Origin of the sequence: Bdellovibrio sp. BCCA (assembly GCF_037996825.1) — a bacterium.
GTDB lineage: Bacteria > Bdellovibrionota > Bdellovibrionia > Bdellovibrionales > Bdellovibrionaceae > Bdellovibrio.
The window spans coordinates 2,011,641-2,038,479 of the sequence record NZ_JBBNAC010000001.1; the positions used below are offsets into that span (position 1 = coordinate 2,011,641).

Sequence of the window (26,839 nt, forward strand, 5' to 3'; positions counted from 1 at the left end):
CCTATGACGGCCAATGAATCATGGATTTTTATTCTTGGCAACTGACTCCCCGCACTCGCTTATTGAAAATACCGTGCCCCTTTCCCTTGCAAGCTAGAAATATCTCCAGCGTTTTCATACTTTGAAAGTTCATCCTGCACGGACTTCACGCCAGGCACACTTTCAATGCTGTTAATAAGTCCTCTGACTTCACGATTCAAAATGGGTCCTGAAAGAATCACTGTGCCTTCTTCCACTTTCACTTTGATCGCCTTGGCGTGACGGACTTTACGACCGAAGATGGACCGCACTCGCTGTTCCAAAATTTCATCCGACACTTCCTCTTTGCGCAAATGTCTTTGCACCTCGGATTTCATTCCTTGCGCCTGATTGCGAAGATCCGTCACTATTTTTTCTCCTCGACGTCCTGCCCGCTTCGTGAAACTGATGGCTTTGTCACGAGCCACAGCTCGCCGTTGATTACCTCGTGTCGGATCTAAAAAATACATAGCTGCAGCACCCAGAGACGCACCAATAAGAAAAGCCGTTAAACCATGGGATCTATTCTCACTTTCTTTCATAGGGAGCTCCTTCGTTTACACTGATGCTTTTGATTAATTTTGAAGCAGAAACATCGATCCCCCTAGTACGGAACTAGGTTTTTAGATAAAAATCAGAGGAGTGTTTCTTTCATTCGACACTGATTTGATACGCAGTATTATCTTTAAAAAACAAATATGAAGCATTGACGGCCAGAGGCTTTCAACCTATACCTATATCTCCTTGTCGCGGGGTGGAGCAGTCTGGTAGCTCGTCGGGCTCATAACCCGAAGGCCGTAGGTTCAAATCCTGCCCCCGCAACCAATAAAGGCTCGATGGTAAACCATCGGGCCTTTTCCATTTTCAGGGCTTTGTTCTCTCTTCGTTGCCACGCTCATGTATTTTAGCTAAATTAGAGCTTTTAGGGGGCACTATGCAGCCAGGATCAAAACCAGAAAATAAATTCGCTCCTCCGACTGATGTGAAATCAGTTCTGAATATGTTTAAAAAACCAAAGAAAGTCGTCGTCACTGCGGGTATGCCGTATGCCAACGGACCTTTGCATTTGGGACATCTTGCCGGAGCACACGTTCCTGCGGATATTTACGCTCGTTGGATGCGCATGTTGATTGGTGATGAAAATGTCCTTTTCGTTAACGGCAATGACGATCATGGATCCACAAGTGAGGTCGCTGCCGTTAAAGCGGGAAAAACAATTCGTGAGTTCATTGATACGATTCACGAACAACAAAAAGAAACTCTAAAAAAATATTCTATCCGCACAGACGTTTTCACGGGCACTTCTCGCCCAGAAACATATCCGCTGCATGAAGCATATTCTCAAGATTTCTTGCGCCGTCTTTTTAAAAACGGAATGCTTGAAAAACGTATCACAAAACAATGGTACGACCCGAAGATGAATCGCTTCCTTCAAGATCGTTTCGTGCGCGGGACTTGCCCTAATTGCGGCAACACCGAAGCTTACTCTGATGAGTGCGATGCATGCGGAACGCAATTTGATCCAAGCACACTGAAAGATCCACGCAGCCAATTGAGTGACGCGACTCCTGAGCTTCGCGACACAGCTCACTGGTGGCTGGATATGTGGAAAGTCGCCGATCCATTGAAATCATGGATTGAGACAAAAACAAAAGCGTGGCGTTCAGCGGTAATTCAAGAAGTGACGAACACTGTTCTTATTGGCTGCCGTTTTGAAAACGTTCATGAAGCGAAATACAAAGAGATCAAAGACACTCTTCCAAAACATAAGTCGCGTTATGTGGCTGGTAAAAAAGTAGAATGCCTTTTTGAAAACAAGGCGGAGCTGACAACGGCTCAAGCTGTTCTTGAATCTCAAGGCATTCCTTCAGTCGTCACAGATAAATGGGGTTACCGTCCGATCACTCGCGACGTGTCTTGGGGTATTCCCGTTCCAGCAGAGCTTGATCCAGATATGAAAGGCAAAACACTTTACGTGTGGCCGGATTCTTTGATCGCTCCAATTGTTTTCACGCAAGTGGCTTTGGAACAATCAGGTCGCAAGAAAGAACAATACAAAGATTTCTGGTGTGATCCAGAGGCAACGGTTGTTCAGTTCCTTGGACAAGACAACGTGTTCTTCTATGTGATCATGCAAGGGGCCATGTGGTTGGGACACACCGATCACCCGCTGCAACTGCCACAAAAAGGCGATTTGCAAATGACAGAAATCTTAAGCTGCTATCACTTGATGGTGAACGGCGAAAAGATGAGTAAATCCACGGGGAATTTTTATACCGGTGATCAACTGATTGAGATGGGATATTCCCCAGATCAAGTTCGTTATTTCTTGGCGCTTTTAAGCTTGCCAGTGAAAGCATCAAACTTTGATTTTGAGCACTTCGCCGAGAGAAATAAATTCTTAGCAGGCCCCATGAATGCGGCATTTGAAAAACCGATCTCGGCTTGTCACTCGAAGTACGACGGCAAAGTTCCTGAAGGTAAGTTGATTGGCAAAGCAGAAGCTGAAACAGTGAAGCTTGTGCAAATGTATTTGCGCTCAATGCAAAAGGGCGACTATTCAACATTGCTCGGTCAAATTGAAAACTATGCCCGACAAATCAATTCTCTTTTCACGCAGTATAAGCCTCACGATGACCGCGCTCCTGAAGCAGAAAGAAAAGATGCTCTTTACACGTGCTTCTACGTTTTAAAGAACTTGATGATTATGCTGAATCCATTTGTGCCAGAGACGATGAACGAACTTCGTAAATCTTTGAACCTACCTGAAAGCGTTTTGCGCGCTGAAGAGCTGGGAACAGGAATTCCTGTGGGTCATGTGATTGAAGCAAAAAGAACTTACTTCCCTGCTGTGGCAGAAACAGAAACGTCGGGCTCGTAAACCCGACGTTAGCGAGTTCCCGGTCTTGTGGGTGCCGATGGTGATGTCGGCGTTTTCTTTACACAGGAAGCCACACTGGGAGCTTTGTCCGTCAGTCTAAAAACACAGTCATCAAATTTTTCACCCATAGAGCGTTCATCGATGCACGCTCTTTTTATTTTTTGCACATCCACTTGGCGATCGCGAATGGCATTGATGCAGGGTTTTGCATAGTGAAGTCTTTCATCATTGGCCTCAAGACAAAACTTAAAACCTTCAGAATCAAAACTCGACTCCACTTGCGCTAGGTAATCAAGGCACTTCTTAACGCTGCTGAGGTTATTTTCATGAACTTTCTTGCAGGCCTCAACGTAGGTAAATGGATAATCGCGGCCGCTTAGGTTTTTCACACATTCGACAAATTCGCCTAGATTGCCTTTACCCTGGCAATAGTCGAAAGCTTCTTGCGTAAGAAAGGATTTTCCGATGACTTCATTGCAGACCGCTTTAGTCGGCATTGTGAGCATTCCCGTCGGATCACATTTTTTCTTTAACTCCGCAAGAGAGGATTCGTTCAGTTGATGCGCTTTGATTTCAGGCGCCTGGCCACCGATGATTTCATTGGCTTGTACTGAAAGACCGAACCCAAAAATAGAAGCGACAAATAAACTTTTAAGAGAAGACATCATGCAAGAACTCCCGACACTCATTTATCGGCGCTTTGGAGTTCTTTTTTAAAAGGGATTTGCGACGGAAACGGTGTCTTTGTCTTAAACTGAGACACTCCAAATAATTTCCGTCGCCAGGTGGACTTATTTTGTTCTAAAAATCTGATTTAGTAGTCTTGCAAGCCCAAAAGCTCTTTGCAAATTTCCATCTGGCGGTTGATTTCTTCAATGGCGCGATTGAGTTTCAACTCTTCCCGCTCATCGAGTTCATTCTCCAGTGCGGCCAAAACGATCGGATGTTTCTTAAGCCAAGCGCCCTGGCGTGAGGCATAGTTTTCCGGAACTCCTGAGCGTAAAGCTGCAAGTCGTGCGTCGCGATCCTTTAAATACTCAGCAATAAATTTCAAAGTTTCTAGAGTCAGAACTTTTTTGTGTGCTTTTAATCTCTGCGAAAAACCCATTTGACGAATACGCATGGTTCAACCTCTAGATGAAATAATCAAAAACACGATTGGCGATAACAAACTCTTCTTCAAAATCCAGTGGATCTTCTGGCAAGTACCACGCTTCTTCAGAATGATCTTTGTGCAAATGAGCGAGTCTTTCTTGCGCTTGCTTCCAGAATCGTTGCTGCCATTGTTGGTTGGTGTTGATCGTGAAAAGTTCGCTCAGTTCAAGCGCTCTTTTAACAGCATCTTTGTTGGTCTTTTTTTGACCCGGCAGAACATAATCCACGGCTTTTAAAATATCATCGTGGTGGACTAATTCTAAAACAAGATAAGTTGAATAAAGAAGAGCGTGAATATATCGGCGATATTCTTTCTTGGATTTCTGAAACCACACGTCCTCACCGCCCGGACGATAAATGGCTTTAAGACGCTCAAAGACCGGAGAAAGTTTTTTTCCCACTTCGTCACCCAAGACAAGATCCAGGGTCACCACGAGACTTTCCGCGAAATTCAGATAGCGGCAGAAATCACGTTGTTCTTTCGGTGCTGGCGGCAGAAGTCTCCACACAATGCGATGATTTTGTTCATGAAACAAAGAGATCTCGTTATAGGAAGAAAGTGATGTCATCATCGCAACAGGATTTACAACTTCCTGAGAATGATCTTTAAACCACAAAGTCTCTGAAAGAATCGGACTGTAATCGATTTGATCTTTGAATAAATCCTGTGCACTTAAAGAGCGCATCGTTGAACATACTTTTGGAGCGAAAGTACCATCAATCGACAAATAGAGTTTGCGACTTTCACGATAAATAGGACTCAGAGAAAGTAATTGATGATCTAACGGATATTCCATCAAAACCAGGTCGTGATACTTTTTTGAAACCGGAACCGCAAAGGCTGTATTCAAGTCTTTGAGAAAAAGTTTAAGTTCCGTGTCGGCGCTGGATTTTCGGGTCTTTTTTGCCATACGCAGAGATTAAAGTCTTTTGTCCTGGCTGGCAATCACTGACGTCACAAACCCAACGAAGGCGTATCGGCTCTATTTGGAATCTCGTAGTGCCTTGGTGCCGTTTTTAAAGCTACCAGGAAGTCGTTGACGAATTCGTCGACGTCTTGCCAGTTTGTGTATTCGTAATCGCGAGCTGTGTCCGTGTCAGAGCCTTCCTGTTTAGCGATTCGTTTCATGATGTTTTTTATGAACCAGTTGTATTTTGAATACTTCAATCCACCGGCAAAGATACGCCACTGTTGAGGGCACCATCCTGTTTTTTTAAAAAAACCTTGAACGATTTCTCTCTCTTCCTTTTTTGCTTTTGGTGTATTTTCTAAGATTCCCAAACAGACAGAGAAAAAGGCGGAAGTCGTCTCATTTAAAACATCCGCGTGACGATGAGCCCACTCCTGAAGCTTGTGCGGAAAGCCCCTAGCATAAACAGCTCCTCCAACAATCACTCCGTCATATTTGGCCAAGCCCACGATTTCTTTTTGGTGATCTTCTAGAATGTCCGTTTCAATTCCTGTGTTTCTGATTTTGTTGGCTATATATTGGGCTATTTTTTGAGTTTGTCCGTATTTAGATTCATAGACGATAAGCACTCGAGCCATAACTGCCTCCCGTGCAAAAGATAACCTTATTATAGCATTTAAAAAATGAGCCGGCTCATATCTGAGATAAGACCAAAGACATGTTCGCGCAATGCGCCAATCTATTTTGTTTTTGACCCTGTTTCTTCGTAAAATAATATCATCCACCAAGGTTTTAGTGACCTTCAACATAAGGATTCGTACGTGGCATTTCGTTGGATTGGCAAATCTCAAGATGGAAAAACAGTGACTCTCAACCGCCTTGAAGGCTGTCCCGTGCAAACACCTTCCTATGCCACTCCTGAGTGGGCCAAAAACAATTCCGATATTGTTCGTGTTGGAGCCGTTTTGGATGTTGAGACCACAGGTCTTAATCAAGCAGAAGATGCCATTATTGAAATCGGCATTCGTCAGTTTCTTTTTAATCGCAACAGCGGCGAAGTGATTGCTTTAGGAAAATCTTATTCAAGCTTCCAAGATCCAGGTCGTCCTATTTCTGCAGAAATCTCTGAATTAACGGGCATCACAGATGAAATGGTTGCAGGTCAACACATTGATTGGAATGCGGTGAATGCACTTCTAGAAGAATGCAGTGTTGTGATTGCTCACAACGCCCGCTTTGACCGCCCGTTTATTGATCGCAAATCAAAAACTTCGACGGAAAGAGTATGGGCTTGTTCGCACAAACAAATCGACTGGAGCACCAAAGGCTTCACGAGCTCAAAACTGGAACTTTTGAATATTTACCACGGATTTTTTACGGACTCTCACCGCGCGATCAATGATGTTGATGCCTTATTGTATTTGCTCAGTATTCCCGAAGCTGGTTCCAATAAGCCTTATCTTCATGAACTTTTAAACAATGCCCGCCGCCCGATGACTCAAATCGTAGCAAGTTCTGCTCCATTTGAATCCAAAGATCATCTCAAAGGTCGAGGCTACAACTGGGACAACATCAATCGCTTTTGGACAAAAATCATTTTCAAGGACGAAGTTCCCACAGAGATGGTTTGGCTTGAAGAGACTGTTTATTGCGGCCCCTTCGGCGGCCTAACTCGCGATATTGCTCTGGTGGATGGCTTTAAAGGTTGATCTGTATTCTAACACACAAGCCTTAAGCAGAGTTCTTTCTGATTCGAGAGTGCTAAAATAGTGTTGGCTGGAGCCAAACTATGGAAAACAATCTTCGCGCCCTTGAATTATTAAAAGATATTTATAATGTCGACCAACTTCTTTCTGGCAAAGAATACATCAAAGAGTTGGTTCATCGACTGGCGCAAATTCTTAAAGTTAAATATGTCTTAGTGGGTCACGCCGTAGAGCCGGATCGACAAAAAATCCAAACAGATTATCTCTGGGCAGGTTCTGGATTTGCCGACAATGTTGTCTATGAACTGGAAGACACACCTTGTGTGAATGTGATCTGCGGAACTCGCGTCAACTGTTACGCCAGTGACGTGCAGTTGGCATTTCCCAAAGATCAAATGCTCAAAGATTTTGATGTGGAATCCTATATCGGTGCTCCGTTTCTACATACCGACGGACGCCTTATCGGTTTATTGGTCATCATGGATGATAAACCGATGGAAGAGCGCGAGCTTTACACATCTGTTGTCGAGTTTTTTGCCGCTCGCATTGGAACTGAATATCGTCGACAAGCCGTGGAAGATTCTTTACGCCGAATCAATGAGAATCTTGAAAAACTTGCGCAAGAGAGAACTCTGGAGCTGCAACGGGCTTTTGAAAGTTTACAACAAACCCAGAAACAGCTTATTTCTCAAGAGAAACTCGCCACCATTGGTCGCATCACTTTTGGAATAGCGCACGAACTTAAAAATCCTCTCAATATTATTATCAATTCAGCCCAGCTTCTTGAAGAAGATGATTTGGATCCGGAGTCTACCAAAAAGGCGACTGACATGATTTATCAACACAGTCAGCGCGCTAATACCATCATTACGAATATGCTTCGCCAAGCTCGCCAAGAAACTGATATGGAGCCAGAGTGGATCAATATTTCAGAAATGCTGGAACACTGTTTGGACGTTTACGTGCGTTCTCTCACTGATGTCGATTTAAAAACTCATTTGGTTGTGCAAAAAAATATCACTCCGAATGTTTATGCGAATGTTTTTGATCCTCCCAGCATTGAGCGCGTACTTATCAACATCATCGATAATTCTCTTTATGCATTAGGCGACAAATATAAAAAAAATAAAAACTCTTTCACTCCTTCGATCAAAGTGGATTTGATTGCTGCAGACGCCACTTTTAAAATCATTGTTCGCGACAATGGTTCTGGCATTCCGCAAAAACACCTCGCCAATGTTTGCGATGAATTTTACACCACAAAACCCGCCGGTGAAGGCACCGGATTGGGACTTTGGATTGCCAAACAAAACGTCGAAAAAAACCGGGGCGAAATTCACATTGAAAGCGAAGAAAATCAATTCACCCAAGTGACAATTGAACTTCCGGGACAACAACGAACCCAGGAGGCGCAGCTATGAACGCTTCGGCACCGCTGGATGTGGTTGTTGTGGATGATGAAAGCAGTGTTGGAACGCTGTGTGAACTTAACTTTCGTAAATCAATAAAAAGCGGCGACGTTCGCCTTCACTATTTTACGACGGCGAAGGAGTGTTTAAATTATTTAGCGACCACGGACCGACACCCTGGATCTGAAATGTTACTAACAGACATCAATATGCCGGAAGTTTCGGGGTACGAGTTACTGCAAAAAGTGAAACAAAAATATCCTAGTATTGATGTCTATATGATGAGTGCTTACGACGACGAACTGAGTATACGAAAATCCCTCAGCCTTGGGGCTCACGGCTATTTTACGAAGCCTGTGAATTATAAGGACCTCAAATTTCGCATTTCAGAAGAATATGGCGTCCCGCTGACTTGACGAAATTTATTTCGTGCTCATGTTTGTTACATTAACCCCTTTTGAGGGGAAGAAATGAGGTAACAAATGTCTTACGTCTCTGGTTTTATCCCTGTGATTCCTCTGAAGAATTCTGTCTTGTTCCCAGACATAAGTATGCCTTTGCGAGTTGGTAGAGAAAAAAGTATTTCTGCCCTGCAAAAAGCTCTTCGTGATAATCACTGGGTGATTTTATTAACACAAAAAAATCCGCAAACTTCGGTTGAAAAGATTGAGGATCTTTACTCAGTGGGCGTGCTCGCAAAAATCGAGTCCTTCCGTATGGATGAAGACGGAAGTTACAGTGTTTTTGTGAAGGCTCATCAACGCATTCGCGTGGTGCAAAGCCGCAATCAGGAAGGTTTTTTTGAAGTGCAGAGCGAAGCGGTCGAAGATCGCGGAGTGATGGACAAAAAAACAGAAGAAGCTTTGCTTTCAAGTTTGCGTATTCTTAGCGACGAACTTTTAGAACTGCTTCCGGGAAATCCCCGCCAAATCAAGGACATGATTGCGGAGATCGAAGATCTTGCGACACTCAGTAATATGTGTGCGGCTTACGCCGATATCGCGATTCCGGAAAAACAAGAAATTCTGGAAACCGTTTCGTTGAAAGATCGCACCTTGAAACTTCTTGATCGCATGCAAGAACTGAAAGAACGCCTTAAAATTCAACGAGGTATTCGCGATAAGTTAAACGAAAACTTTCAACAAACTCAGAAAGAAGCGATCTTGCGTGAACAAATGCGCGTGATTCGTGATGAACTGGGCGAAGGTGAAAACGGTGATCTTTATGCGAAATTTAAAGAGCGCATAGAAAAAGCCGGCATGCCGCCAGAAGCTTTGGAGCTTGCGAAGAATCAATTGAAACGTCTGGAGACCATCAACTCAAGTTCTCCGGAGTATCAAATGATCCGCACGCATTTGGAATTGATGTTGGATCTGCCGTGGAGCAAATCTTCACCGCATAAAGAAATCGATCTTGAAGAGGCCGAAAAGGTTCTCAATGAGGATCACTATGGTCTAGAAAAAATCAAAGGTCGTATCTTGCAACATTTGGCGGTGATGAAGCTTCGCAAAACTCATCAGGGTTCAATCTTGCTTTTCATTGGACCTCCGGGAGTGGGAAAAACTTCTCTGGGTAAGAGTATTGCGCGAGCCTTGGGTAAAAAATATGTGCGCGTGAGCTTAGGTGGCGTTCGTGATGATGCGGAAATCCGCGGGCATCGCAGAACTTACATCGGCGCACTTCCTGGTCGCATTATCGCGGGCATTAAAAAAGCCGGCGAAAACGATCCGGTCTTTATCCTGGACGAGATCGATAAACTCACTCGTGGTTTTGGCGGAGACCCTGCCAGTGCCATGCTTGAAGTTCTCGACCCGGAACAAAACAGCACTTTCCAAGATCACTACTTGGATACGCCGTTTGATTTATCGAAAGTGTTCTTTATTGCGACAGCCAACTCTTTAGAAGGCATCCCCTTGCCTCTTTTAGATCGCATGGAAGTCGTCGATTTAAGTGGTTACACTTTGGATGAGAAAAAACAAATCGCGCAAAAATATTTGTGGCCGAAACAGCTAAAAGAGCACGGTTTGGACGAAAACTCTTTAACGATCACCGACGAGGCGATGACGAAACTTCTCACTCACTACACACGTGAGGCCGGCGTGCGGGATCTGCAAAGAAAGATCGCTACGATTTGTAAATTCATGAGCTTAAAAGCCGTGAAGTCCGCGAACACGACATTGACGGTGGACGTGAAAGATCTGGAAGAAATTTTAGGAGCTGAAAGATTCTCATCAGACATGATTGAAAGTCTTCTGCCTCCTGGAGTGGTCACAGGTCTTGCTTGGACGCCTGTCGGAGGAGATATTTTATTTATCGAATCCGCACAGATGAACGGCACAGGACAGTTGTTGTTAACAGGTCAGCTTGGTGATGTGATGCAAGAGTCAGCGAAAATCGCATTAACACTTTTGAAATCACGTTTGCCAATGTTGGATCCATTGATGGATTTCAGCAAGAAAGACATCCACGTGCACGTTCCTGCCGGCGCCATTCCTAAAGATGGACCTTCTGCAGGTGTGACGATGGTGACTTCGATGGCCTCTTTGTTACTGAATAAACCGGTGGATCCGAAGTTGGCAATGACCGGAGAGATTTCTTTGCGAGGTAGTGTTCTGCCTGTGGGTGGTATCAAAGAAAAAGTGATCGCCGCTCACCGTGCAGGTGTTCGCGAAGTCATCTTATGTAACAAAAACGAAAAGGATCTAAGAGAAATTCCTGAGGAAATCCGTCACGACATCCGCTTCCACTTCGTCGAAGACGTGAATGAAGTGTTGAAGATTGCTTTGGATGTGGATCTTCCTCGCTGGGATAAATTGTCACTCAATCCTCCTGGCACTCCTCTGCTTCCTGCAGGGTAAGTGTTGTGCGAACCTAAGGGGTCATCTCTTTTGCAAGAGATGGCCCCTTTTTTTATGCAGTTCCAAAGACATCGGCTCAGAGTGAGCCACGCTGATCATTCTCGCAGGAGAAACGGTGGTGGGTTTTTCATAAGTGACTGCAGCTAAAAAACTCATCCCGAGTATAAAGCGCATAAGGGCTTTCATAAGAACCTCCTGTTGTCCTACAAGAAGTTCTGCAACCTTAACACCAGCATAAGACCCGTTTAATTTTGATTTAGCACAAACACTGGGGCAAAATTCCCCCGCTATTTCCCACTTTGTCCTGGCTCAATTTCTTGAAGTTTTCGATACAAAGTTTTGCGATCAATTCCCAAAGCTTTCGCCGTTTGTTCTTTAGCTTTGTTATTTCGTTCATAGACAAACTGCACGTACTTTTTTTCAAGTTCATGCAGAGGTTCTACCTCTTCCCCAAAACGGAAAACAAAGGCATTTTTTTTGTCTTCGTCGAAAGTTTTTTCCATCAAAACAGATTCTTCAAAAAGCGTGAAAGCACTTTGATCAATCTCCGTTCCGACAGTTAATACGACCGCGCGTTCAATCGCATTTTCAAGTTCACGCACATTGCCGCGCCAAGGACGAGTCAGAAGATATTCTTTGGCATTCTTTTTAAAGCCGACAATATTTGAACCATTCAATGCATTGTATTTTTTTAGAAAATGCTCCGCGAGAGGCATAATGTCTTCCCTGCGCTCACGCAAAGCCGGAATTTTTATCGGAATGACATTAAGACGGAAAAACAAATCTTCGCGGAATCTTTTTTCTTGCACTTCGTGACGAAGATCTTTGTGAGTGGCGGCAATCACCCGCACATCCACAGAGCGTGTTTGATTTTCCCCGACCCGCTTGATTTCTTTTTCCTGCAAGACGCGAAGAAGTTTTGCCTGCAAAGTGAGATTCAAATCCCCAATTTCGTCGAGGAATAAAGTTCCACCGTCGGCCTCTTCAAAAAGACCGACCTTTTTATCAACGGCCCCCGTAAAGGAACCTTTGGCGTGACCGAAAAGTTCAGACTCTAAAAGATTTTCTGGAATGGCAGAGCAGTTGATGGCGACAAAAGGTTTTTTGGCGCGCGGACTCCAAGTGTGAATGGCTTTAGCAAAAACTTCTTTCCCCGTTCCGCTTTCTCCAGAGATAGAAACCGTGGAAGAACTTTTTGCAACCCGTTTTGCAAGATCTAAGATGCGCAGGATGCTTTCACTTTTTCCGATGATCCCCTCAGGATGCAGGCCTTTGCTTAAGTCCAACGTTTCACGCAACGTCTTATTTTCGGCATTGAGTTTATTAAACTTAAAGGCTCTTTGTGCTGAGATAAGAAGCTGAGGAAAATGTAACGGTTTTACGACGAAGTCATAAGCTCCCGCTTCGATAACTTCCACCGCAGTTTCAACGTCGTTTGAAACCGTGATCAAAATAATAGGAATTTGAATCCCTTCAGCACGAAGTCTTTTAATAAATTCTAAACCTGACATGCTTGGCAGATTTAAATCTGAAATGATGGCATCAGGTTGGATTTCTTTAGTCACGACCTGATGGAGAGCTTCGCGAGGATCTTCGCTGTGAATGATTTGGATATCTTTTTGGCGAAAATAGGCTGTCGCTAATTCTGCTAAATCAATGTCGTCCTCAATGAGAAGGATCTTTTTTTGTTTATCCATGCATCCTCCGGGTCTTCCTTTATGGTTATATACTGGGGCAGATATCCGCAACCTAAATGTGGCGATTTGCCACAATAAGACATAAATTTATTTTTAAATCGAATTTAATGCAAAACGACGATATTCTTGTCAGGCCTTTGGATTGCAACTACTAAATGACGTCGGGTGATATTCCCCGAAAAGAATATGTGTCCGTCGCAAAAATCCACGATTGCAACGGATAAGCGGCCGCCCCTTCTTGTGCATTCTTCGGAAAGGGCGGCCTTCCTTTTTTAAAATTATTTTTCAAGATGTCGCAAAAGTTCAGAAACTTTTTGCGCAAGCTCACCGCAAATTTCTTTGATTTGTTTTATATCTTGCGAGATCGAAGCGTCCTCAAGACGCTTTCCTAGTTCAGTTAATTCGGGAAACAAGAAAGTCACGGCGTTGCCTTTGATCTGATGTCCGACCTTCTTTACGAAGTCCCAGTCAGGATTTTCAAAATCTATTTTCGCAAGCTCTTCTTGCCGACGTCTTAAATATTTTATCCGGGATTCTAAAGGCACATCAAATATAGCCATACCTTTACCCTCGATGATTTAAATAAAAATAAATCTCTTGAACCAGAAGTTCCCCAGAAACAGGCTTCGTGATTTGTCCATTGCAACCCGCAGCCAGGCAGCTTTCAATCTCTTCATTCAAAGCGTGCGCCGTCAGCGCAATCACGGGCTTCGTAAATCCTTTTTGACGAATGCGCTTGGTCGCCTCTTTGCCGTCCATCTTAGGAATTTGAATATCCATAAGAATAATATCCGGCGAATTCTTAAAGGCCGCGTCCACAGCTTTTTCTCCATCATCAGCGACAGTAACTTCAGCTCCGGCCGTCATAAGGAAATGTTGAAAGATCTCTTGATTGTCTTCAGAGTCTTCCACCAACAAAACGCGAACACCTTTAAGAAGATTTTTTAAATCCAACGAAGACCAATCAATAGCGTGCGAAGGCTTTTCATCAAAAGTGTTTACCACTTTTAGTACAGTCGCCTCTTGGCTGGATTTCATATTCAGATATTCTTTAGCAAGGCCGCGCAGTGGTATACGCAAACAGAAGGTGGAGCCTTTTCCAATGGAAGATTCAAGAAGGAACAAATCCCCTCCTAAAAGCTCTGCCAAACGCCGAGAAAGAGCTAAACCAAGACCGGTGCCGCCATACTTGCGAGTCGTTGAAACATCACCTTGAGAAAATGGTTTAAAAAGATTTTCGCGATTCTTTTCGCTGATACCAATACCGCTGTCTTGCACTTGGAATTCTAAGAATTCTTCTTTTTCGTCATTCACATAGGTCTTATATAAAAGTTTAACTGCGCCTTTTTCTGTGAACTTAATGGCGTTTCCGACAATGTTCACAAGAATCTGCTTAAGGCGCACGTCATCGGTAATAACATAGCCTGGCACATTGCTGAGTTTTGCGATATTGAACTGAATTTTTTTATCGGAAGCGCGCACTTCCATAATGGATTTGATTTCATGAATGAGGTTTTCTAGATTCACTTGCGCCATTTCAAAATGAAGTTTACCCGCCTCCACTTTAGAAATATCCAAGATATCATCAATCAAACGCGCCAGCTCTTTTCCGTTACGTTTGATGCTTTTAACGATTTGGGTTTTCTCATCCCCTTCAAGTTCATCGTCGGCTAAGATTTCCGAATAACCAACGATCACTCCCAGAGGCGTTCTGATTTCATGACTCATATTTGCCAAGAAAGAACTTTTCATAAAGTTCGCGTCCTCTGCACGGCGAAGTAGAATCGCTTTATCATAAGACATCGCAAACTGACCAAATACCCCGACCAGAGCATACTCCATCACTTTGGAATCAGCCAGACCTTCTGGTCCTTTCATGATAACCAGAATCGAAGTGCTTTTACCGGACTCATGAAGTACGGAGCGCATTAAATAACAGGATTCATTTTCAAAAGTTTCACGCACTCCCGGAGGACACAACGCCAACAATCTTGTGAGTTCCTCAGAGGGAATTTTTGTTGAAAGAACTCCGTCTCTTAAAAGTTCGTCAAATTCCAACGGCACATCCAAAATGTCTGGAAAGGATCTTAAAACTTTTTGAAAACGTTTTTCAAAAGGTCCCTTGTGTTCGCGTACGAAAACCGCACAGTCTTCAATTTGGAAAACATTTTCCAAATGCCCACAGAATTTTTCAAAAAGATTACTTCCCTCGATAGCCGAAGAAAGATCCGCAATCACAGTATTAAGCCTTCTAAAAAGAGCGATCTCCGTGGATTTACTTTTTGATAATTGTGCCAAAGAGTCTTTATGACGCTCACTGAATTTTAAAAACTGCTGCGTAGACCATAAAGCCAAGAAAATCACCGAGAGCATGACCAATGTCACAAAAGCAAAAAGAAAAGGCACGTAGCGTTCATACCAGTTGAAGAAATGCGGCAATGGCTCAAAATGCAGAGTCCACGTTTTATCGAAGACCTGAATTTCTTTATCGACAGAAATATCTACGGGCTCTTTCTCATCTAAATTTTTAGAGGGAAAACGCTCATAAATGGGAATCGTTCTCCCAAGTTTCTTTTCATAAATATAGATTTTATAATTTACTTTCTCATCGTAGAACTGCGGAACACCCAAGGCACCGTTAAAGAATTTTGTGATCCGCACAATAGAATACACAAAACCCAAGAGCGCGCTTTTAGGCTCAGCTTCTCCTGTGACATCCGTGGTTTTCGTTACGGGTAAATAAATCAAGAAACCCTGTTGATTCGACTCCGAATCATCTTGCACCAAAACCACGGGGTCTGTGATTGCAAGAGAGTTCGTTAAAACTGCCTTATCCATCGCGGATTGCCGACTCAGGTCCGAGTACATATCAAATCCCAACGCTTTTTTATTTCGCCAGTCTTCGGGCTGAATAAGAACGATAGAAGTATGAAGAGCTCTTTCTCCCTCCGGCCAGAACTTAAAGTCTGGATAGCCATTGTCGCGCATTCTTTTTTCTAAAGAAGCGGTTCCGTCTTTTTCGATTTTTTCAGCAAAAGCAATTCCCTGCAGACCCGGAAAACGACGAAGCAACTCGGAAGACTCTATATATGTCTGAAACTCTTTAGGACTGGGCACACCGCTTAACTGAAAATAAGCGCGTGTATCCGTAAGAGCCTGGCCATAACCAAAAAACTCTCGACCGATTGTCGAAGTCACTTTCTGAATCTCTGCTTCTAAGCGAGCATTCCATTCTTTTTCTAAGTGCACCTTCACAGTCCACCAGCTAAAAACGCTCACTGAGATAATAATAAGAAGAACCAAAAAGACATTCCACTCATGCGATAATACAAAAACTCTCTTTAGTCTTTTCACAAACTTCCTTTGTCTTCTACCAATCCATTGTTTCTGTTTTTATTGTTAGGCCTTTCAAGTCCGCCTCGCAACTAGGAATTTCACCTCTCATTTGGGGATTTTTGCCCCTGAAAATCGCCGAAAATATCGCGAGAATCAATATATGAGTTTTAAGCTTAGGTTTGTCATTTGCTATAGATATATAACACTTACCCTTCCCATCATGTGAGTTGGCCTTTTGCGAGGGCCAACTCACCCCTCCTCAAAATGAGACGTCAAATCTAACAGTGTTAAGGTTTCTTAGACAGGTGTTCATGGATTTCCACGCGAAACACCGCTTTTGCAGAGTTTTATCTTGGCGTTTCCTTTGCTTTAGTACTTCGCAAGGGAGGAACCTCAGGATGACTCAAATTTTTATCACGGGAACACAGAAGATTCCCAATCAGCTTAAAAACGAAAAATCTTTCAACTGCACAGTGATTGAAAATCCATACAATCTGCGTGCGGCTTTACAAGGAACAAACGACGAAAAAATCATTGTGGTCTTTTTGCCATTTTTAGAAATCCGTCACTTTGATATTTACTCTTACCTTCAAAAAACGATTCCCAATGTTAAAACTTTTTTCGTGGTCAATGAACTTTCCAGCTCTATGAAAATCAAACTGAAAACGCACCGGGATTTTGTCGTTCTTTGGAAAACAGAAGAGGCGAATTTAGCCAATGACATTCTGGCTTACTTAGAAGGAAAAAGCCTGCAACTGCGCGAGGACAAAAGAGAGCCTCACGAGAACAAAGCGATGCTCAGTCCTTCATTGCTTCCTCTAGGAATGGAGAACAAAGGTTTTCAACCTATTATGGGTGGAAGTTTTGAGAACATTTCCGTGAATGGATCTTGTTTAAAAATCAAGGCCCCCTTCTACAGTAAAAAAGATTTTGTGAGCCTCACCTACCAGAACAAGGCCGGAGAATATGTTTCTATTGAAGGACAAGTTCGCTGGACCAAGTGGAATGAAGGAGAACAAAGCCAAGAACTCGGAGTCCAATTTCTTACACAGGGCTAAAGCTTAACGCCCTGCTTTGACAAAGCTACATATTGCCTCTCCCTGTAAACTGTGCGTTGATTGAGCAGTGGGAGGCTTTATGAAAAAAATTATTTTAACAGTACTACCCCTGCTTTTTGCTCAAAGTGTTTTTGCAACTCGCACTGTTTATGTTACAGGCCGTGGCAGCGAGCGCACCTACTGCAACGCCAACAGCGGATTTTTCTGTCTTGATAAAGCCAAGCGTGACGCTCAATACGATGCTGAAAACGACGCGCGCAGAAACTGTGAAATCTTTCAGCGCGGCCGCGCACTTACCTATACTGCTTCTTATTTTACCAATTGCAATCCCAGCTATCTACCACCGAATCATGACGGAACGTGGGTGAGTTGCAATTCGGATTGCCGTATGCAGTGTGAAGTTCAAAACTAATCTATGTCAGAAAATATTTTCAGCAAAGTTCCTGAGTTGGCGTATATCGAAGAAGCTCTTCCTTGCAATATGGAAGAGTTTAAAAAAGTTGTGATCAGCCGTCGCTCCGTTCGCGTTTTTACGGATGAACAAATTCCCGATGCCGTTGTTGAAGAGTGCCTAAGCCTCGCCTTGCTTGCGCCGAATTCTTCCAATTTACAACCTTGGGAGTTTTATTGGGTGAAGTCCGAAGACAAACTTAAAAAATTAAAAACTTTGTGCCTCAATCAACCTGCGGCACGCACAGCTCCTACGCTGATTGCGTGTGTGGCCCGTCCCGACCGCTGGAGTCTTGGACAAAAAGTAAATCTCGCCTATTTCGATAAGCGACCTGACACGCCAAAAGCTGTCAGAGCGTATTACGAAAAGCTTGTGCCTTTTGTCTACGGCAACGGACCTTTGAATCTCTTTTCTCCGTTTAAGACCTTGGCGATTTCTATTCTAGGTCTTTTCCGTGTCGTTCCTCGGGGTCCTTTTGGACATTGGGGAAATCTTTTATGGGCTACAAAGACCACGGCGCTAGCTTGCGAAAATCTCATGCTCGCCTTCCGCGCGGCGGGATATGATTCCTGCCCTATGGAAGGATTTGATGAAGTTCGTGTAAAAAAACTTTTAGGGCTTCCGCGTGGAGCGTCCGTCACGATGATTATCAGCGCGGGCAAAAGAGCTTCAAATGGAGTTTATGCGGAACGCATTCGTGGCGCGCAGGATTTATTTATTAAAAAGGTGTAGCAGTTATGATGGATATTCTTAGATCAAAAAGCACTCTGGTTCGTTGGGCCCTGCTAGTGGTTCTCATTGCCGCATTTTTATTTATCAACTGGCCCTTCTTAGGTCCTTTGGTTTTGGCCGGCATTTTCGCTTTAGGATTGAATGATTTTATCAACACCATCAGCCGCAAAACAAAACTGAGCCGCAATAGCAGCATTGCTTTAACGGTCCTGGCTGGCTTTGCGATCTTCTGGATTCCTATTACGCTTGCTATCTACCGCATTGTCGTACACATCAGCCAACCTCAAGGTATCGAAACAGATCGTATTGTTTCACAGATCCACAATTTGAAAGAGTTTGTACTTGAATATTTAAAAAAGATCTCTGATTGGACTGGAACAGATGTCGCCGGTCCCGCTCGCGGCATGATGGAAAACACGATGCAAAAAACCGGAGAAATGATTTTTAATTACTCCAGTCAGTTTCTAGGACAGCTTCCGGCAATTTTTTTAGCGAGCTTTGTTTTTACTATTGTACTCATTGTGTTGCTGGTTAAATCCTCGGACGTTCGTGAACTCATTATGAAATACAGTCCTTTCAATTCGGAAGCGACAGATAACCTGGTGGAAGTTTTTAAAAGCAGTTGCTCGGTCACACTCTTTTCAACTTTGGTTATCGGGCTTATTCAAGCGTCCATCATCGGCATTGGAAGTTTGATCTTCGGTGAAGGTGACTTCTGGTTGGTTCTTACCGTCACTTTCTTTGTGTCTTTCATCCCCGTGATAGGTGCCGCTCCGGTGGGTTTTCTTTTGGCCGTGTTAGCATTTATTGGTGGAAGAACGGGCTCTGGCGTAGGACTTACCATAGTTGCGATCATCGCTGGAACCATCGACAATATTTTAAAACCCTTCATGGTCGGAAAAGAAAACAAGATCAACCCCGTGGTGGGTTTCACTTGTGTCGTCGGAGCTATCATTATGATGGGACTCCCGGGCCTCTTAATTGGCCCGGTGATCATGAATCTTTTTGTCGGTTTGAGTCCGATTCTTATAAAAGATATCTAAAGGGAAAAAGGTACCTGGTACCTTTTTCTACAGTTTGCGAATGACGGATTTAAAGAAATCATTTCCTTTGTCATCAACGATGATAAAGGCCGGGAAGTCTTTCACTTCAATTTTCCACACCGACTCCATACCGAGTTCAGGGAAATCGAGAACTTCCACTTTTGTGATGCACTCTTTTCCTAAACGAGCCGCAGGTCCACCGATAGATCCCAAATAGAATCCACCATACTGCTTACAAGCCTCTGTGACTTGTGGGCTGCGGTTTCCCTTACCTAGCATAATCATCGAGCCACCCAAGCTTTGGAATGTTCCTACGTAAGGGTCCATGCGTTCGCTTGTCGTCGGGCCAAAAGATCCTGAAGCATAACCCTTTGGAGTTTTTGCAGGACCTGCATAGTAAACAGCGTAGTTTTTAAAGTATTCAGGAACACCTTCACCGCGGTCCACTTTTTCTTTGAGTTTTGCGTGTGCAATATCGCGAGCCACGATCATCGGGCCACTTAGCATCACGCGTGTTGCGACTTTTTGCGCCGACAAGATTTTCAACGTTTCTTGAATTGGTTTATTCAAATCAATTTGAATCGCTTCGGCACTCGCATCTTTCAAATGGTTTGGAAGATACTGTTCAGGATGAAGTTCCAATTGCTCAAGGAAGATACCGTCACGAGTGATTTTTCCTTTGATATTGCGATCGGCAGAACAACTCACGCCAACACCAATCGGACAGCTCGCACCGTGACGAGGCAAACGAATCACGCGCACGTCATGAACAAAATACTTTCCACCAAATTGCGCGCCAATGCCTGTGTCACGAGCCCAGGTTTCAATTTGTTTTTCCATTTCAAGATCACGATAAGCTCTGCCGCCTTCGCTGCCTGAAGTTGGAAGCCCGTCTAGATAACCAGCGGACGCGTATTTTACGATTTTCAAAGTTTCTTCAGCAGAAGTTCCACCTACACAGAACGCCAAGTGGTATGGAGGACACGCTGCTGTTCCGAGAGAATTCAAAGTCTCTCGCACAAACTTTTCAAATCCCTCCGGATTTAAAACAGCTTTTGTCTTTTGATAGAGATAAGACTTGTTGGCACTGCCCCCACCTTTAGCCATGAACAAGAAATGATATTCATCACCTTGTTCAGAGTAGAGATCGATTTGGGCTGGCAGATTAGAGCCTGTGTTTTTTTCTTCAAAGAAAGAAATCGGCGCCATCTGCGAAAAACGCAAATTGCGTTTTTGATAAGTATTGTAAATCCCTTTCGAAAGATATTCTTTGTCGTCAAAACCTGTGAAAACTCTTTCACCTTTTTTCCCGACAACAATCGCTGTTCCGGTATCTTGGCACGAAGGAAACTCCATTTGTGCTGCGATCACAGCATTTTTAAGAAGATCTACGGCGACGAAACGATCATTCGGAGACGCTTCAGGATCTTTAAGAATTCTTTCAAGTTTTTCCAAGTGACTGGCGCGCAAAAGATGTGACACATCGCTAAGAGCTTCCTGCGCGATCAACTCTAAAGCTTCTGGCGCAACCACCAAAACTTCTTTGTCGCCGAACTTTTCAACTTTCACGTGATCGGAAGAGATTTTTTTATACTGAGTGTTATCTTTTTGTTTTTCGTAGAGAGGAAAATATTTGAATGACATAGCGTCAAAGGTAGCATTGCGTCGTCAGCGCGCGCAAGCCTCGGTGCGGCTTTTTAGGTGGGCTTTGATGGTGGGATTTAAGGAGCCGTGATTACGGCATTTTATTTGGGGACCGGGGCACTCTCTTGCGTCAGAGAGGTGGTCCAAGGACCTACCGAGGGTCGAAGGATTTTTTCAATGTCTCCTTCTGAAACAAAACATATCGCCCTGGACCTATAAGCACAAACAGATAATATTTAGACTTTCCATAAGTTTTTCTTATGCACAAATTTCCGCACCTAAACACATTTTGGACTCTTTATTATGAACTTTTTGCATCGTATCACTGCTGTTTTTCGAGTGAAATTCACTTGAGGAGCGTGTTTGCGGCGTCTTAACAAAATCCTAAAACTTCTCTCGGGCAGATTCCGGCTCTTTCGATTGCCAACTTCTCATTTATCTATTAGCTTTCACGGAAATTTTTACTGGAGGCTCCATGGCACTTTTCCTCGTAGGCTTATGTCTCGCGGCTGTGATCACCCTGTACTTTAAGAACAACCCTTTGGGTCATTCTCGTAAGTTCATGTTCCGTCGCTTCGTTAACTGGTTCCCCCTCGGAATGACGTATGCCTTCTTGTACATGGCTCGTTACAACTTGAACGTCTCCAAAAATGCCTTGGGCGATATGATGACCAAAGAACAATTTGGTTTGATCTTCGCAGCCGGTACAATCACTTACGGTTTCTCTTTTCTTCTTAACGGTCCGATCGTTGACAAGATCGGTGGTAAAAAAGGGATTATTATCGCGGCTCTCGGTGCCGCAGTAATGAATCTTTTGATGGGTGGAGTGACTTACCTCTACCTTATGGGACGCCTAAAAACGAATATGGTTCTGGCGTTCTCTGTATTGTTTGCGCTGAACATGTTCTTCCAAAGTTACGGTGCGGTTTCCATTATCAAAGTCAAAGCCTACTGGTTCCACGTTCGTGAGCGCGGTGTCTTCGGCGCAATCTTCGGGACTTTGATTTCTTTCGGGGTTTACTTTGCATTCGACTGGGGTCAAGCGATCGTTGATGCTTCCCAGCTTCATATTGAAGGCGAAAGAACAGCTTTCCAAAACTTCATTCAGCACATTTTTGCTATCGACACAGGTACGACAAATGCCACTTGGTTGGTATTTACAATTCCTGCATTTCTTTTGATCTGCTGGGCATTGGTTGACATGGTTCTTTTGAAGGACTCTCCAAAAGAAGCGAACTTTGATGACTTCGATACAGCCGATGCTTCTTCTGCTCCCGGTGAAAGCGATGAGAACCTGAAAATCTCTATCGGTTTCATGCTTAAAAAGATCTTCACAAATCCAGTGATGATCACAATCGCCCTTGTGGACTTCACTTCAGGCGTTTTACGTAACGGTATCATGCAATGGTATCTCGTTTTCGCTAAAGAAATGAAAGACGTGAATCCTTCTTTCTTTGATGGTTCTCAGTTCTTTATTCAAAACTGGGGGCTATTGCTTTGCTTAACGGGTATCTTCGGTGGATTTGCCGCAGGTATTATCTCAGACCGTGTCTTCCAATCTCGTCGTGGTCCTCCAGCGGCTCTTAACAATGCCTTCATGATTGTTCTTTTAATCATCATGATCTTCTCTTTGATGAAGAACCCAACTGCTTTGGGTGCTGCGGCTGTGATGCTGACGTTCGCCGTGATCGGTGTTCATTCTTTGATGTCGGGAACAGCGGCCGCCGATTTCGGTGGTAAGAAGATGACAGCAACAGCGTCTGGTATCGTGGATGGTTGCGTGTACTTAGGTTCAGGTATTCAATCGATTGCGATCGGTTACCTTTCACACAAAGACTGGCACTATTGGCCTTTGTTCTTGTTGCCATTTGCTTTCTTGGGGTTGTGGCTTTCTATTAAAATGTGGCACGAACTTCCTGCGGCTACGAAGAAATACATCCTTGAAGTGGAAAAGGCCGAAGAGAAGCTTCAACAAAGTGGAGCTCACTCTCAAGCGGGACCAGGTACGGATCCTGCGGGCGTTCCAAACTAAAAAAAATTCTTAACAAGAATCTAAAAAAAGCCCACTTCCTAGTGGGCTTTTTTATTTTTCTCTTATACTCTGCGCCCATGTCATTTTTTATCTCTTCCGCTCGCTATATTCTTCGTCTTGTAATTCTGGGCATGGTCATGCGCGGAATCGTCGCTCTTTATTTGAATCTTTGGGATTTCCAGGCGCTAGAAAGTTTTGATAATACGCTGGGACCGTTTTTATATGGCTGGCACTTTGATTTGGCGATTGCTAGCTTCATGTATCTGATTCTATACGGCAGCTCCGTGATGTTTGGTTTCGCAGAAAAAACGTTTTCCAAAATCAACTGGCTGCTTCTGCTTTGTTACACGGTCTTTATCACTGTCGATGCGATTTACGCCAAAGAATCCGGTCGTCATATTTCCTATGAGGTCTATAATCTTTTTACCATTCAGGGTTCTCTTAGCGGTTTGTTAAAACAATACTGGTTGCAAGCTCTTTTTGCATTCTTGGGAGCTTCATTTGCCTCTAAGTTTTTTACCCCCCGCTATAAACCCGTCACTGGAATTATTAAGCGCAGCCTTGCTGTGCTCTTTGTTTTAATTATCAGCGTGGTTTTTGCCCGTGGCTTTGAAGGCATTCCCCAAGATCCTTCGTGGGCGTATCGCTCTGGCGGAGGCAGCAAAGGTGCGACGCTCGCCCTTAATGGCGCTTACGGAATTGTTTGGGCAGTGCTTTCTGGAAAAAAATCTTCCAAAGAACAAATCGAAATTCCCGCGCACATTAAGAGCGCGGAAATTTTTGAACGCTGGAGATCTTTGCGGGGCATTCAAAAACCGTTTGCGGATTTTGATGGCAATATCGTGATTGTATTTTTAGAAGGCTGGCCCGGAGTTTACGTCGATAAAAAAGTCGGCGATGAAGACGTTCTGCCTTTCTTTAATTCTCTTCGTAAAGAATCTTTGCGTGTGGATTTAATGCTAGCCGGAGGGCATCGCACCACAGAAGGACTTTTTGCCACTCTTTGCAGTCTCCCCAATCCTCCCGGAAAAAGCATTATGTTTTCAGAAATTGAAAACAAAGATTTTAAATGCTTTCCGCAATTCCTAGCAAAAAAGGGTTACAGCTCTGCGTTCTTCCAAGGATCTGACCAATACACCAGTGGCGTGGGTCTTTTGGTTTTGAAAACAGGCTTTCAAGAATCTTACGGAAAACGCGAAATTCCAGATTGGAAAAACATCGAACAAAACTCTTGGGGGGTGTTCGATCAAGACCTTTATAAGTTTGCTATCGACCGAATGGACCATATGCAAGAGCCCATGTTGATTGGTCTCAACACCAACACAACTCACGATCTCGCTTTACCTCACGGTGTTCGTCCCGCATTCGGCGAAGAGAACCAATCATCTTTGCACTTAAGTGTGACTCATCATGCGGATAAAGAGCTGCGTGGATTTTATGAAGCGCTTAAAAAACGCAAGTGGAAAAAAGATTGGGTTTTAGTTCTTCTTTCAGATCACACGAGCTTTTCTGCGAATGGAATTTTTGAGCACTACTCCATTCCATTTTTAATGAAATATCACTCGGTGAATCCGGATAAAAAAACCAAATCTCCTTTTACAGAAAAACTGCTTGAAGGAGCTTACACACAAAATGATGTCGGCGCGACGCTGGCAGACCTCACAGGGAACGAAGCTCCGACATTCTTGGGACGCTCTCTTTTGCACCCTGCTGATTTCTCTGAAGGCGCTAGCATTTTTCACTTGGGGCAATCAGTCTGGTTTGAGGGACCGTGGGCCGTAGTCTTTAATATTCGTGATTTCAACAATAAGCGCTGCTTCCGTTGGAAAAACGATATGGCCTTCCACTATCAGCTGCCTTGTCCAGAAAATGGCGAAGAAATGTACTTAAGAGGTTTAAGCTACATCAAAGAATCTCAAGAATATCTTTTCAAATAACAGTTTTGTTTCAATCTTTCTTGTATCACGACAAGACTCTCAAAGAGGGTCTTTTTTCCGGACCTCCTTAAGAGCAAAATTAAGACTGCGGGAGGTTCTATGAGAATTATCTGGGCCATTGATGCATTCGAGGATAACAAAGAGCTGAACCAGAAAATGGCGGATTACGTGACTCATCTCTACGAGACGACGAACGCCGATATTGAACCGCTTTACTTGTTACGTGAAAATGAGATCGTACTTCCCACCTACGAGGTCCCTGCCTGGGTTACGGACCACTCAAGAACGGCGGAATCCCTTTTTAGAGAAGTGCTCTCGGATTACAACTTGCCGTTCTTACGAGAAGCCAAAGTGATTCCGCACGCCTCTCAATCCCATGCTGGCGCAGCGGAAACCCTTTCAAATTATGCCGTGAAGAGCAAAGCCGACTTGATTATCGTCGGCAGTCACGGTCGAGAAGGATTTCAAAGATTTATTTTAGGAAGTTTTGCTGAAAGTCTTTTGCTGCAATCCGAAATTCCGGTTTGCGTGGTCGGAAATCACGCTACCAAAACAAAAACCTCGAAAAATATTTTATTTCCCACTGAGTTTGGCGAACATTCTAAAGACAACTTCCGACATGTTCTAAATCTCGCCAAAATGCTTAAAGCCGAAGTTCTTCTTCTTCACGCAATCGCTCGTCCTATTGAAAGTCTTTTTGATTTAGATACGAGTCCGCGCGTTTACAACTACAAAGGCAAGATGATGACCTTGGATCAGATCGTCGAAAGCCAGATTGAAAGCCAATCCCGTCGTGCGCAACAATGGGTCGACTGGGCTCAAAAAGAAGGCGTCACGGCTTCATTCTTTATTGATAGCAGCTTTAAAGGCGTCGATGAACTTGTACTTGATTCCATCGCAAATCACGAGGCGGATTTAGTGGTCATGGAGGCGCAAAGCGGACCTATGAGCGCAGCTCTTTTAGGAAGCTATACCCGCAACGTCGTACGCAAAGCCCCTTGCCCTGTCTATGTTCTGACCCGTCACTTTTATGATAAGGACCAGACCACGCAGAAACCTAGCCCCTCACCTGAGATGGGCGCATAGAAGCAGGCAGCTTTTTATAAATATTATTCAAATGAGTTTTCAAAGTTGCTTTGGAAATGAAGAGCTTCTCTGCAATCGCGGCGTTGGTCATTCCCTGCATCACCATCTGCATGATGCGAACTTCGCTTTTTGTAAGACCCCGTTCTTGGAAGAAGATTTCTTGTTTTTTGAATTTATCCTGGTCTTCATCCAATGGATAAAGAATAGTTGTAATGCTGTTACCGTCATTAACGATCAGGGCATCAACCTTATGGCCTTCGATCTCTGTGGCCTTAAAGAGTTTCATGCCTTCAGAGACAGCGGCACACTCTTCAATTTGATGGTAAAGACGCATGCACGTCTTGCCACACACTTGCCCCGTCATGAGCCCACAAGTCTTTATACAATTTTCATTTTGATAGAGCACACGCTTATCAAGGTCTTTTACACAAAGACCTAACTTTGAGCCGAGGTTGGGGAACTGTTTATCCACTTCGAGCACAGACATGACGCCTCCTGTACTTTTAATTTTGGGACAAGAGAAACATCATGTCGATGATCTGGATCATGATTGCTATCTTATTTTTTGGCTTACTAGGTCCATTTTAAAATGTGAGGTCATCGGAAAAATATGAGGTTTGCGCCGCGGCGAACGAGGTCAATGTGAATCGACTTTTTCGCACAAAATACCCCGAAAATGCCCACCATGAGGCCTTCCGAGTTTAAAAACTAATTCAAAAAACAATGACGTGAGTGGAGAATCATTTATGAAAGAGTATAAAATTTAAGCTCAACACAAGTTTTTCTTCTGATTTATACAGCTTTTTGATTGCTATAGAGTAATGTTTCTAGTTTTTGGCCTCATAGAACCAAAATAAGACGATGGTTCGTAAATATTGTTAAGAT

General features: G+C 43.7%; 23 protein-coding genes and 1 tRNA gene. 13 read left to right on the top strand and 11 right to left on the bottom strand.

Features of this window, described 5'->3' with window-relative positions:
- Window positions 1-59: 59 nt before the first annotated feature.
- Window positions 60-560: a BON domain-containing protein gene (locus AAAA78_RS09940; RefSeq protein WP_340591868.1), complete on the bottom strand. Its 501-nt coding sequence runs from the start codon at window positions 558-560 to the stop codon at window positions 60-62.
- A 206-nt stretch (window positions 561-766) separates the two neighbouring features.
- Between AAAA78_RS09940 and AAAA78_RS09945 the strand changes: the two genes are divergently transcribed.
- Both AAAA78_RS09945 and AAAA78_RS09950 read left to right on the top strand, forming a co-directional pair.
- Window positions 767-843, top strand: a tRNA-Met gene (locus AAAA78_RS09945).
- Between the two features lie 109 nt (window positions 844-952).
- Entirely contained in the window at window positions 953-2,899 is a 1,947-nt protein-coding gene (locus tag AAAA78_RS09950; protein WP_340591870.1) for a methionine--tRNA ligase, read from the top strand.
- An 8-nt stretch (window positions 2,900-2,907) separates the two neighbouring features.
- Here AAAA78_RS09950 and AAAA78_RS09955 read toward each other — a convergent pair whose 3' ends face one another.
- The 4 genes from AAAA78_RS09955 to AAAA78_RS09970 all read right to left on the bottom strand — a co-directional run bounded on the left by AAAA78_RS09955 (window position 2,908) and on the right by AAAA78_RS09970 (window position 5,603).
- Window positions 2,908-3,567, bottom strand: coding sequence for a hypothetical protein (locus tag AAAA78_RS09955; RefSeq protein WP_340591871.1), 660 nt, complete (start codon window positions 3,565-3,567; stop codon window positions 2,908-2,910).
- Window positions 3,568-3,713: 146 nt separating this feature from the next.
- A complete protein-coding gene (locus AAAA78_RS09960) occupies window positions 3,714-4,022 on the bottom strand; it encodes a hypothetical protein (RefSeq protein WP_340591874.1) in 309 nt (102 codons plus the stop codon).
- 10 nt (window positions 4,023-4,032) lie between these two features.
- Entirely contained in the window at window positions 4,033-4,965 is a 933-nt protein-coding gene (locus tag AAAA78_RS09965) for a hypothetical protein (RefSeq protein WP_340591876.1), read from the bottom strand.
- Between the two features lie 44 nt (window positions 4,966-5,009).
- The gene (locus AAAA78_RS09970; RefSeq protein WP_340591878.1) at window positions 5,010-5,603 is read right to left on the bottom strand and encodes a flavodoxin domain-containing protein; all 594 of its coding nucleotides are present in this window, start codon (window positions 5,601-5,603) and stop codon (window positions 5,010-5,012) included.
- Between the two features lie 183 nt (window positions 5,604-5,786).
- Between AAAA78_RS09970 and AAAA78_RS09975 the strand changes: the two genes are divergently transcribed.
- The 4 genes from AAAA78_RS09975 to lon all read left to right on the top strand — a co-directional run bounded on the left by AAAA78_RS09975 (window position 5,787) and on the right by lon (window position 10,938).
- Window positions 5,787-6,674 carry a 3'-5' exonuclease gene (locus AAAA78_RS09975; RefSeq protein WP_340591880.1) on the top strand — a complete coding sequence of 296 codons (888 nt, stop codon included), beginning with the start codon at window positions 5,787-5,789 and terminating at the stop codon, window positions 6,672-6,674.
- An 80-nt stretch (window positions 6,675-6,754) separates the two neighbouring features.
- The gene (locus AAAA78_RS09980; protein WP_340591882.1) at window positions 6,755-8,092 is read left to right on the top strand and encodes a GAF domain-containing sensor histidine kinase; all 1,338 of its coding nucleotides are present in this window, start codon (window positions 6,755-6,757) and stop codon (window positions 8,090-8,092) included.
- Window positions 8,089-8,496 (top strand): response regulator, encoded by a 408-nt coding sequence (locus AAAA78_RS09985; protein WP_340591883.1) that lies wholly within the window; start codon window positions 8,089-8,091, stop codon window positions 8,494-8,496. The genes AAAA78_RS09980 and AAAA78_RS09985 overlap by 4 nt, the downstream gene beginning before the upstream one ends.
- A 66-nt stretch (window positions 8,497-8,562) precedes the next feature.
- A complete protein-coding gene (gene lon / locus AAAA78_RS09990) occupies window positions 8,563-10,938 on the top strand; it encodes an endopeptidase La (RefSeq protein ID WP_340591884.1) in 2,376 nt (791 codons plus the stop codon).
- Window positions 10,939-10,959: 21 nt separating this feature from the next.
- On the opposite strand, the gene AAAA78_RS09995 is transcribed toward lon, so the two are convergent.
- From AAAA78_RS09995 to AAAA78_RS10010, 4 genes are all read right to left on the bottom strand, one after another.
- Window positions 10,960-11,124 (bottom strand): hypothetical protein, encoded by a 165-nt coding sequence (locus AAAA78_RS09995; RefSeq protein ID WP_340591885.1) that lies wholly within the window; start codon window positions 11,122-11,124, stop codon window positions 10,960-10,962.
- A gap of 101 nt (window positions 11,125-11,225) precedes the next feature.
- Entirely contained in the window at window positions 11,226-12,635 is a 1,410-nt protein-coding gene (locus tag AAAA78_RS10000) for a sigma-54-dependent transcriptional regulator (protein ID WP_340591886.1), read from the bottom strand.
- A gap of 278 nt (window positions 12,636-12,913) precedes the next feature.
- A complete protein-coding gene (locus tag AAAA78_RS10005; protein ID WP_340591887.1) occupies window positions 12,914-13,195 on the bottom strand; it encodes an Hpt domain-containing protein in 282 nt (93 codons plus the stop codon).
- Window positions 13,196-13,199: 4 nt separating this feature from the next.
- Complete coding sequence (locus AAAA78_RS10010) at window positions 13,200-15,989, bottom strand: CHASE domain-containing protein (protein ID WP_340591888.1); 2,790 nt, start codon at window positions 15,987-15,989, stop codon at window positions 13,200-13,202.
- Between the two features lie 380 nt (window positions 15,990-16,369).
- Here AAAA78_RS10010 and AAAA78_RS10015 point away from each other — a divergent pair, with 380 nt between their 5' ends.
- The 4 genes from AAAA78_RS10015 to AAAA78_RS10030 all read left to right on the top strand — a co-directional run bounded on the left by AAAA78_RS10015 (window position 16,370) and on the right by AAAA78_RS10030 (window position 19,255).
- Window positions 16,370-17,029: a PilZ domain-containing protein gene (locus AAAA78_RS10015; protein ID WP_340591889.1), complete on the top strand. Its 660-nt coding sequence runs from the start codon at window positions 16,370-16,372 to the stop codon at window positions 17,027-17,029.
- 79 nt (window positions 17,030-17,108) lie between these two features.
- On the top strand, window positions 17,109-17,441 hold the full coding sequence (locus tag AAAA78_RS10020; RefSeq protein WP_340591890.1) for a hypothetical protein: 333 nt from the start codon (window positions 17,109-17,111) through the stop codon (window positions 17,439-17,441).
- Window positions 17,442-17,444: 3 nt separating this feature from the next.
- Window positions 17,445-18,212, top strand: a complete 768-nt coding sequence (locus AAAA78_RS10025; RefSeq protein ID WP_340591891.1) for a nitroreductase family protein — start codon at window positions 17,445-17,447, stop codon at window positions 18,210-18,212.
- Window positions 18,213-18,217: 5 nt separating this feature from the next.
- On the top strand, window positions 18,218-19,255 hold the full coding sequence (locus AAAA78_RS10030; RefSeq protein WP_340591892.1) for an AI-2E family transporter: 1,038 nt from the start codon (window positions 18,218-18,220) through the stop codon (window positions 19,253-19,255).
- 27 nt (window positions 19,256-19,282) lie between these two features.
- Here the strand turns inward: AAAA78_RS10030 and AAAA78_RS10035 are convergent, their stop codons facing one another.
- Entirely contained in the window at window positions 19,283-20,899 is a 1,617-nt protein-coding gene (locus AAAA78_RS10035) for a fumarate hydratase (RefSeq protein WP_340591893.1), read from the bottom strand.
- Window positions 20,900-21,374: 475 nt separating this feature from the next.
- On the opposite strand from AAAA78_RS10035, the gene AAAA78_RS10040 reads away from it, so the two are divergent.
- From AAAA78_RS10040 to AAAA78_RS10050, 3 genes are all read left to right on the top strand, one after another.
- Window positions 21,375-22,931, top strand: coding sequence for an MFS transporter (locus tag AAAA78_RS10040; protein WP_340591894.1), 1,557 nt, complete (start codon window positions 21,375-21,377; stop codon window positions 22,929-22,931).
- Window positions 22,932-23,008: 77 nt separating this feature from the next.
- The gene (locus AAAA78_RS10045; protein WP_340591895.1) at window positions 23,009-24,868 is read left to right on the top strand and encodes an LTA synthase family protein; all 1,860 of its coding nucleotides are present in this window, start codon (window positions 23,009-23,011) and stop codon (window positions 24,866-24,868) included.
- 99 nt (window positions 24,869-24,967) lie between these two features.
- Entirely contained in the window at window positions 24,968-25,954 is a 987-nt protein-coding gene (locus AAAA78_RS10050) for a universal stress protein (RefSeq protein ID WP_340591896.1), read from the top strand.
- Here AAAA78_RS10050 and AAAA78_RS10055 read toward each other — a convergent pair.
- Window positions 25,926-26,441, bottom strand: a complete 516-nt coding sequence (locus AAAA78_RS10055; protein WP_340591897.1) for a helix-turn-helix domain-containing protein — start codon at window positions 26,439-26,441, stop codon at window positions 25,926-25,928. The genes AAAA78_RS10050 and AAAA78_RS10055 overlap by 29 nt on opposite strands.
- Between the last annotated feature and the right edge of the window lie 398 nt (window positions 26,442-26,839).

Coding starts and splice junctions, on each gene's coding strand:
- AAAA78_RS09940 (WP_340591868.1), bottom strand. CDS start 560: ATGAAAGAAAGTGAGAATAGATCCCATGGTTTAACGGCTTTTCTTATT.
- AAAA78_RS09950 (WP_340591870.1), top strand. CDS start 953: ATGCAGCCAGGATCAAAACCAGAAAATAAATTCGCTCCTCCGACTGAT.
- AAAA78_RS09955 (WP_340591871.1), bottom strand. CDS start 3,567: ATGATGTCTTCTCTTAAAAGTTTATTTGTCGCTTCTATTTTTGGGTTC.
- AAAA78_RS09960 (WP_340591874.1), bottom strand. CDS start 4,022: ATGCGTATTCGTCAAATGGGTTTTTCGCAGAGATTAAAAGCACACAAA.
- AAAA78_RS09965 (WP_340591876.1), bottom strand. CDS start 4,965: ATGGCAAAAAAGACCCGAAAATCCAGCGCCGACACGGAACTTAAACTT.
- AAAA78_RS09970 (WP_340591878.1), bottom strand. CDS start 5,603: ATGGCTCGAGTGCTTATCGTCTATGAATCTAAATACGGACAAACTCAA.
- AAAA78_RS09980 (WP_340591882.1), top strand. CDS start 6,755: ATGGAAAACAATCTTCGCGCCCTTGAATTATTAAAAGATATTTATAAT.
- AAAA78_RS09985 (WP_340591883.1), top strand. CDS start 8,089: ATGAACGCTTCGGCACCGCTGGATGTGGTTGTTGTGGATGATGAAAGC.
- lon (WP_340591884.1), top strand. CDS start 8,563: ATGTCTTACGTCTCTGGTTTTATCCCTGTGATTCCTCTGAAGAATTCT.
- AAAA78_RS09995 (WP_340591885.1), bottom strand. CDS start 11,124: ATGAAAGCCCTTATGCGCTTTATACTCGGGATGAGTTTTTTAGCTGCA.
- AAAA78_RS10000 (WP_340591886.1), bottom strand. CDS start 12,635: ATGGATAAACAAAAAAAGATCCTTCTCATTGAGGACGACATTGATTTA.
- AAAA78_RS10005 (WP_340591887.1), bottom strand. CDS start 13,195: ATGGCTATATTTGATGTGCCTTTAGAATCCCGGATAAAATATTTAAGA.
- AAAA78_RS10015 (WP_340591889.1), top strand. CDS start 16,370: ATGACTCAAATTTTTATCACGGGAACACAGAAGATTCCCAATCAGCTT.
- AAAA78_RS10020 (WP_340591890.1), top strand. CDS start 17,109: ATGAAAAAAATTATTTTAACAGTACTACCCCTGCTTTTTGCTCAAAGT.
- AAAA78_RS10025 (WP_340591891.1), top strand. CDS start 17,445: ATGTCAGAAAATATTTTCAGCAAAGTTCCTGAGTTGGCGTATATCGAA.
- AAAA78_RS10030 (WP_340591892.1), top strand. CDS start 18,218: ATGATGGATATTCTTAGATCAAAAAGCACTCTGGTTCGTTGGGCCCTG.
- AAAA78_RS10035 (WP_340591893.1), bottom strand. CDS start 20,899: ATGTCATTCAAATATTTTCCTCTCTACGAAAAACAAAAAGATAACACT.
- AAAA78_RS10040 (WP_340591894.1), top strand. CDS start 21,375: ATGGCACTTTTCCTCGTAGGCTTATGTCTCGCGGCTGTGATCACCCTG.
- AAAA78_RS10045 (WP_340591895.1), top strand. CDS start 23,009: ATGTCATTTTTTATCTCTTCCGCTCGCTATATTCTTCGTCTTGTAATT.
- AAAA78_RS10050 (WP_340591896.1), top strand. CDS start 24,968: ATGAGAATTATCTGGGCCATTGATGCATTCGAGGATAACAAAGAGCTG.
- AAAA78_RS10055 (WP_340591897.1), bottom strand. CDS start 26,441: ATGTCTGTGCTCGAAGTGGATAAACAGTTCCCCAACCTCGGCTCAAAG.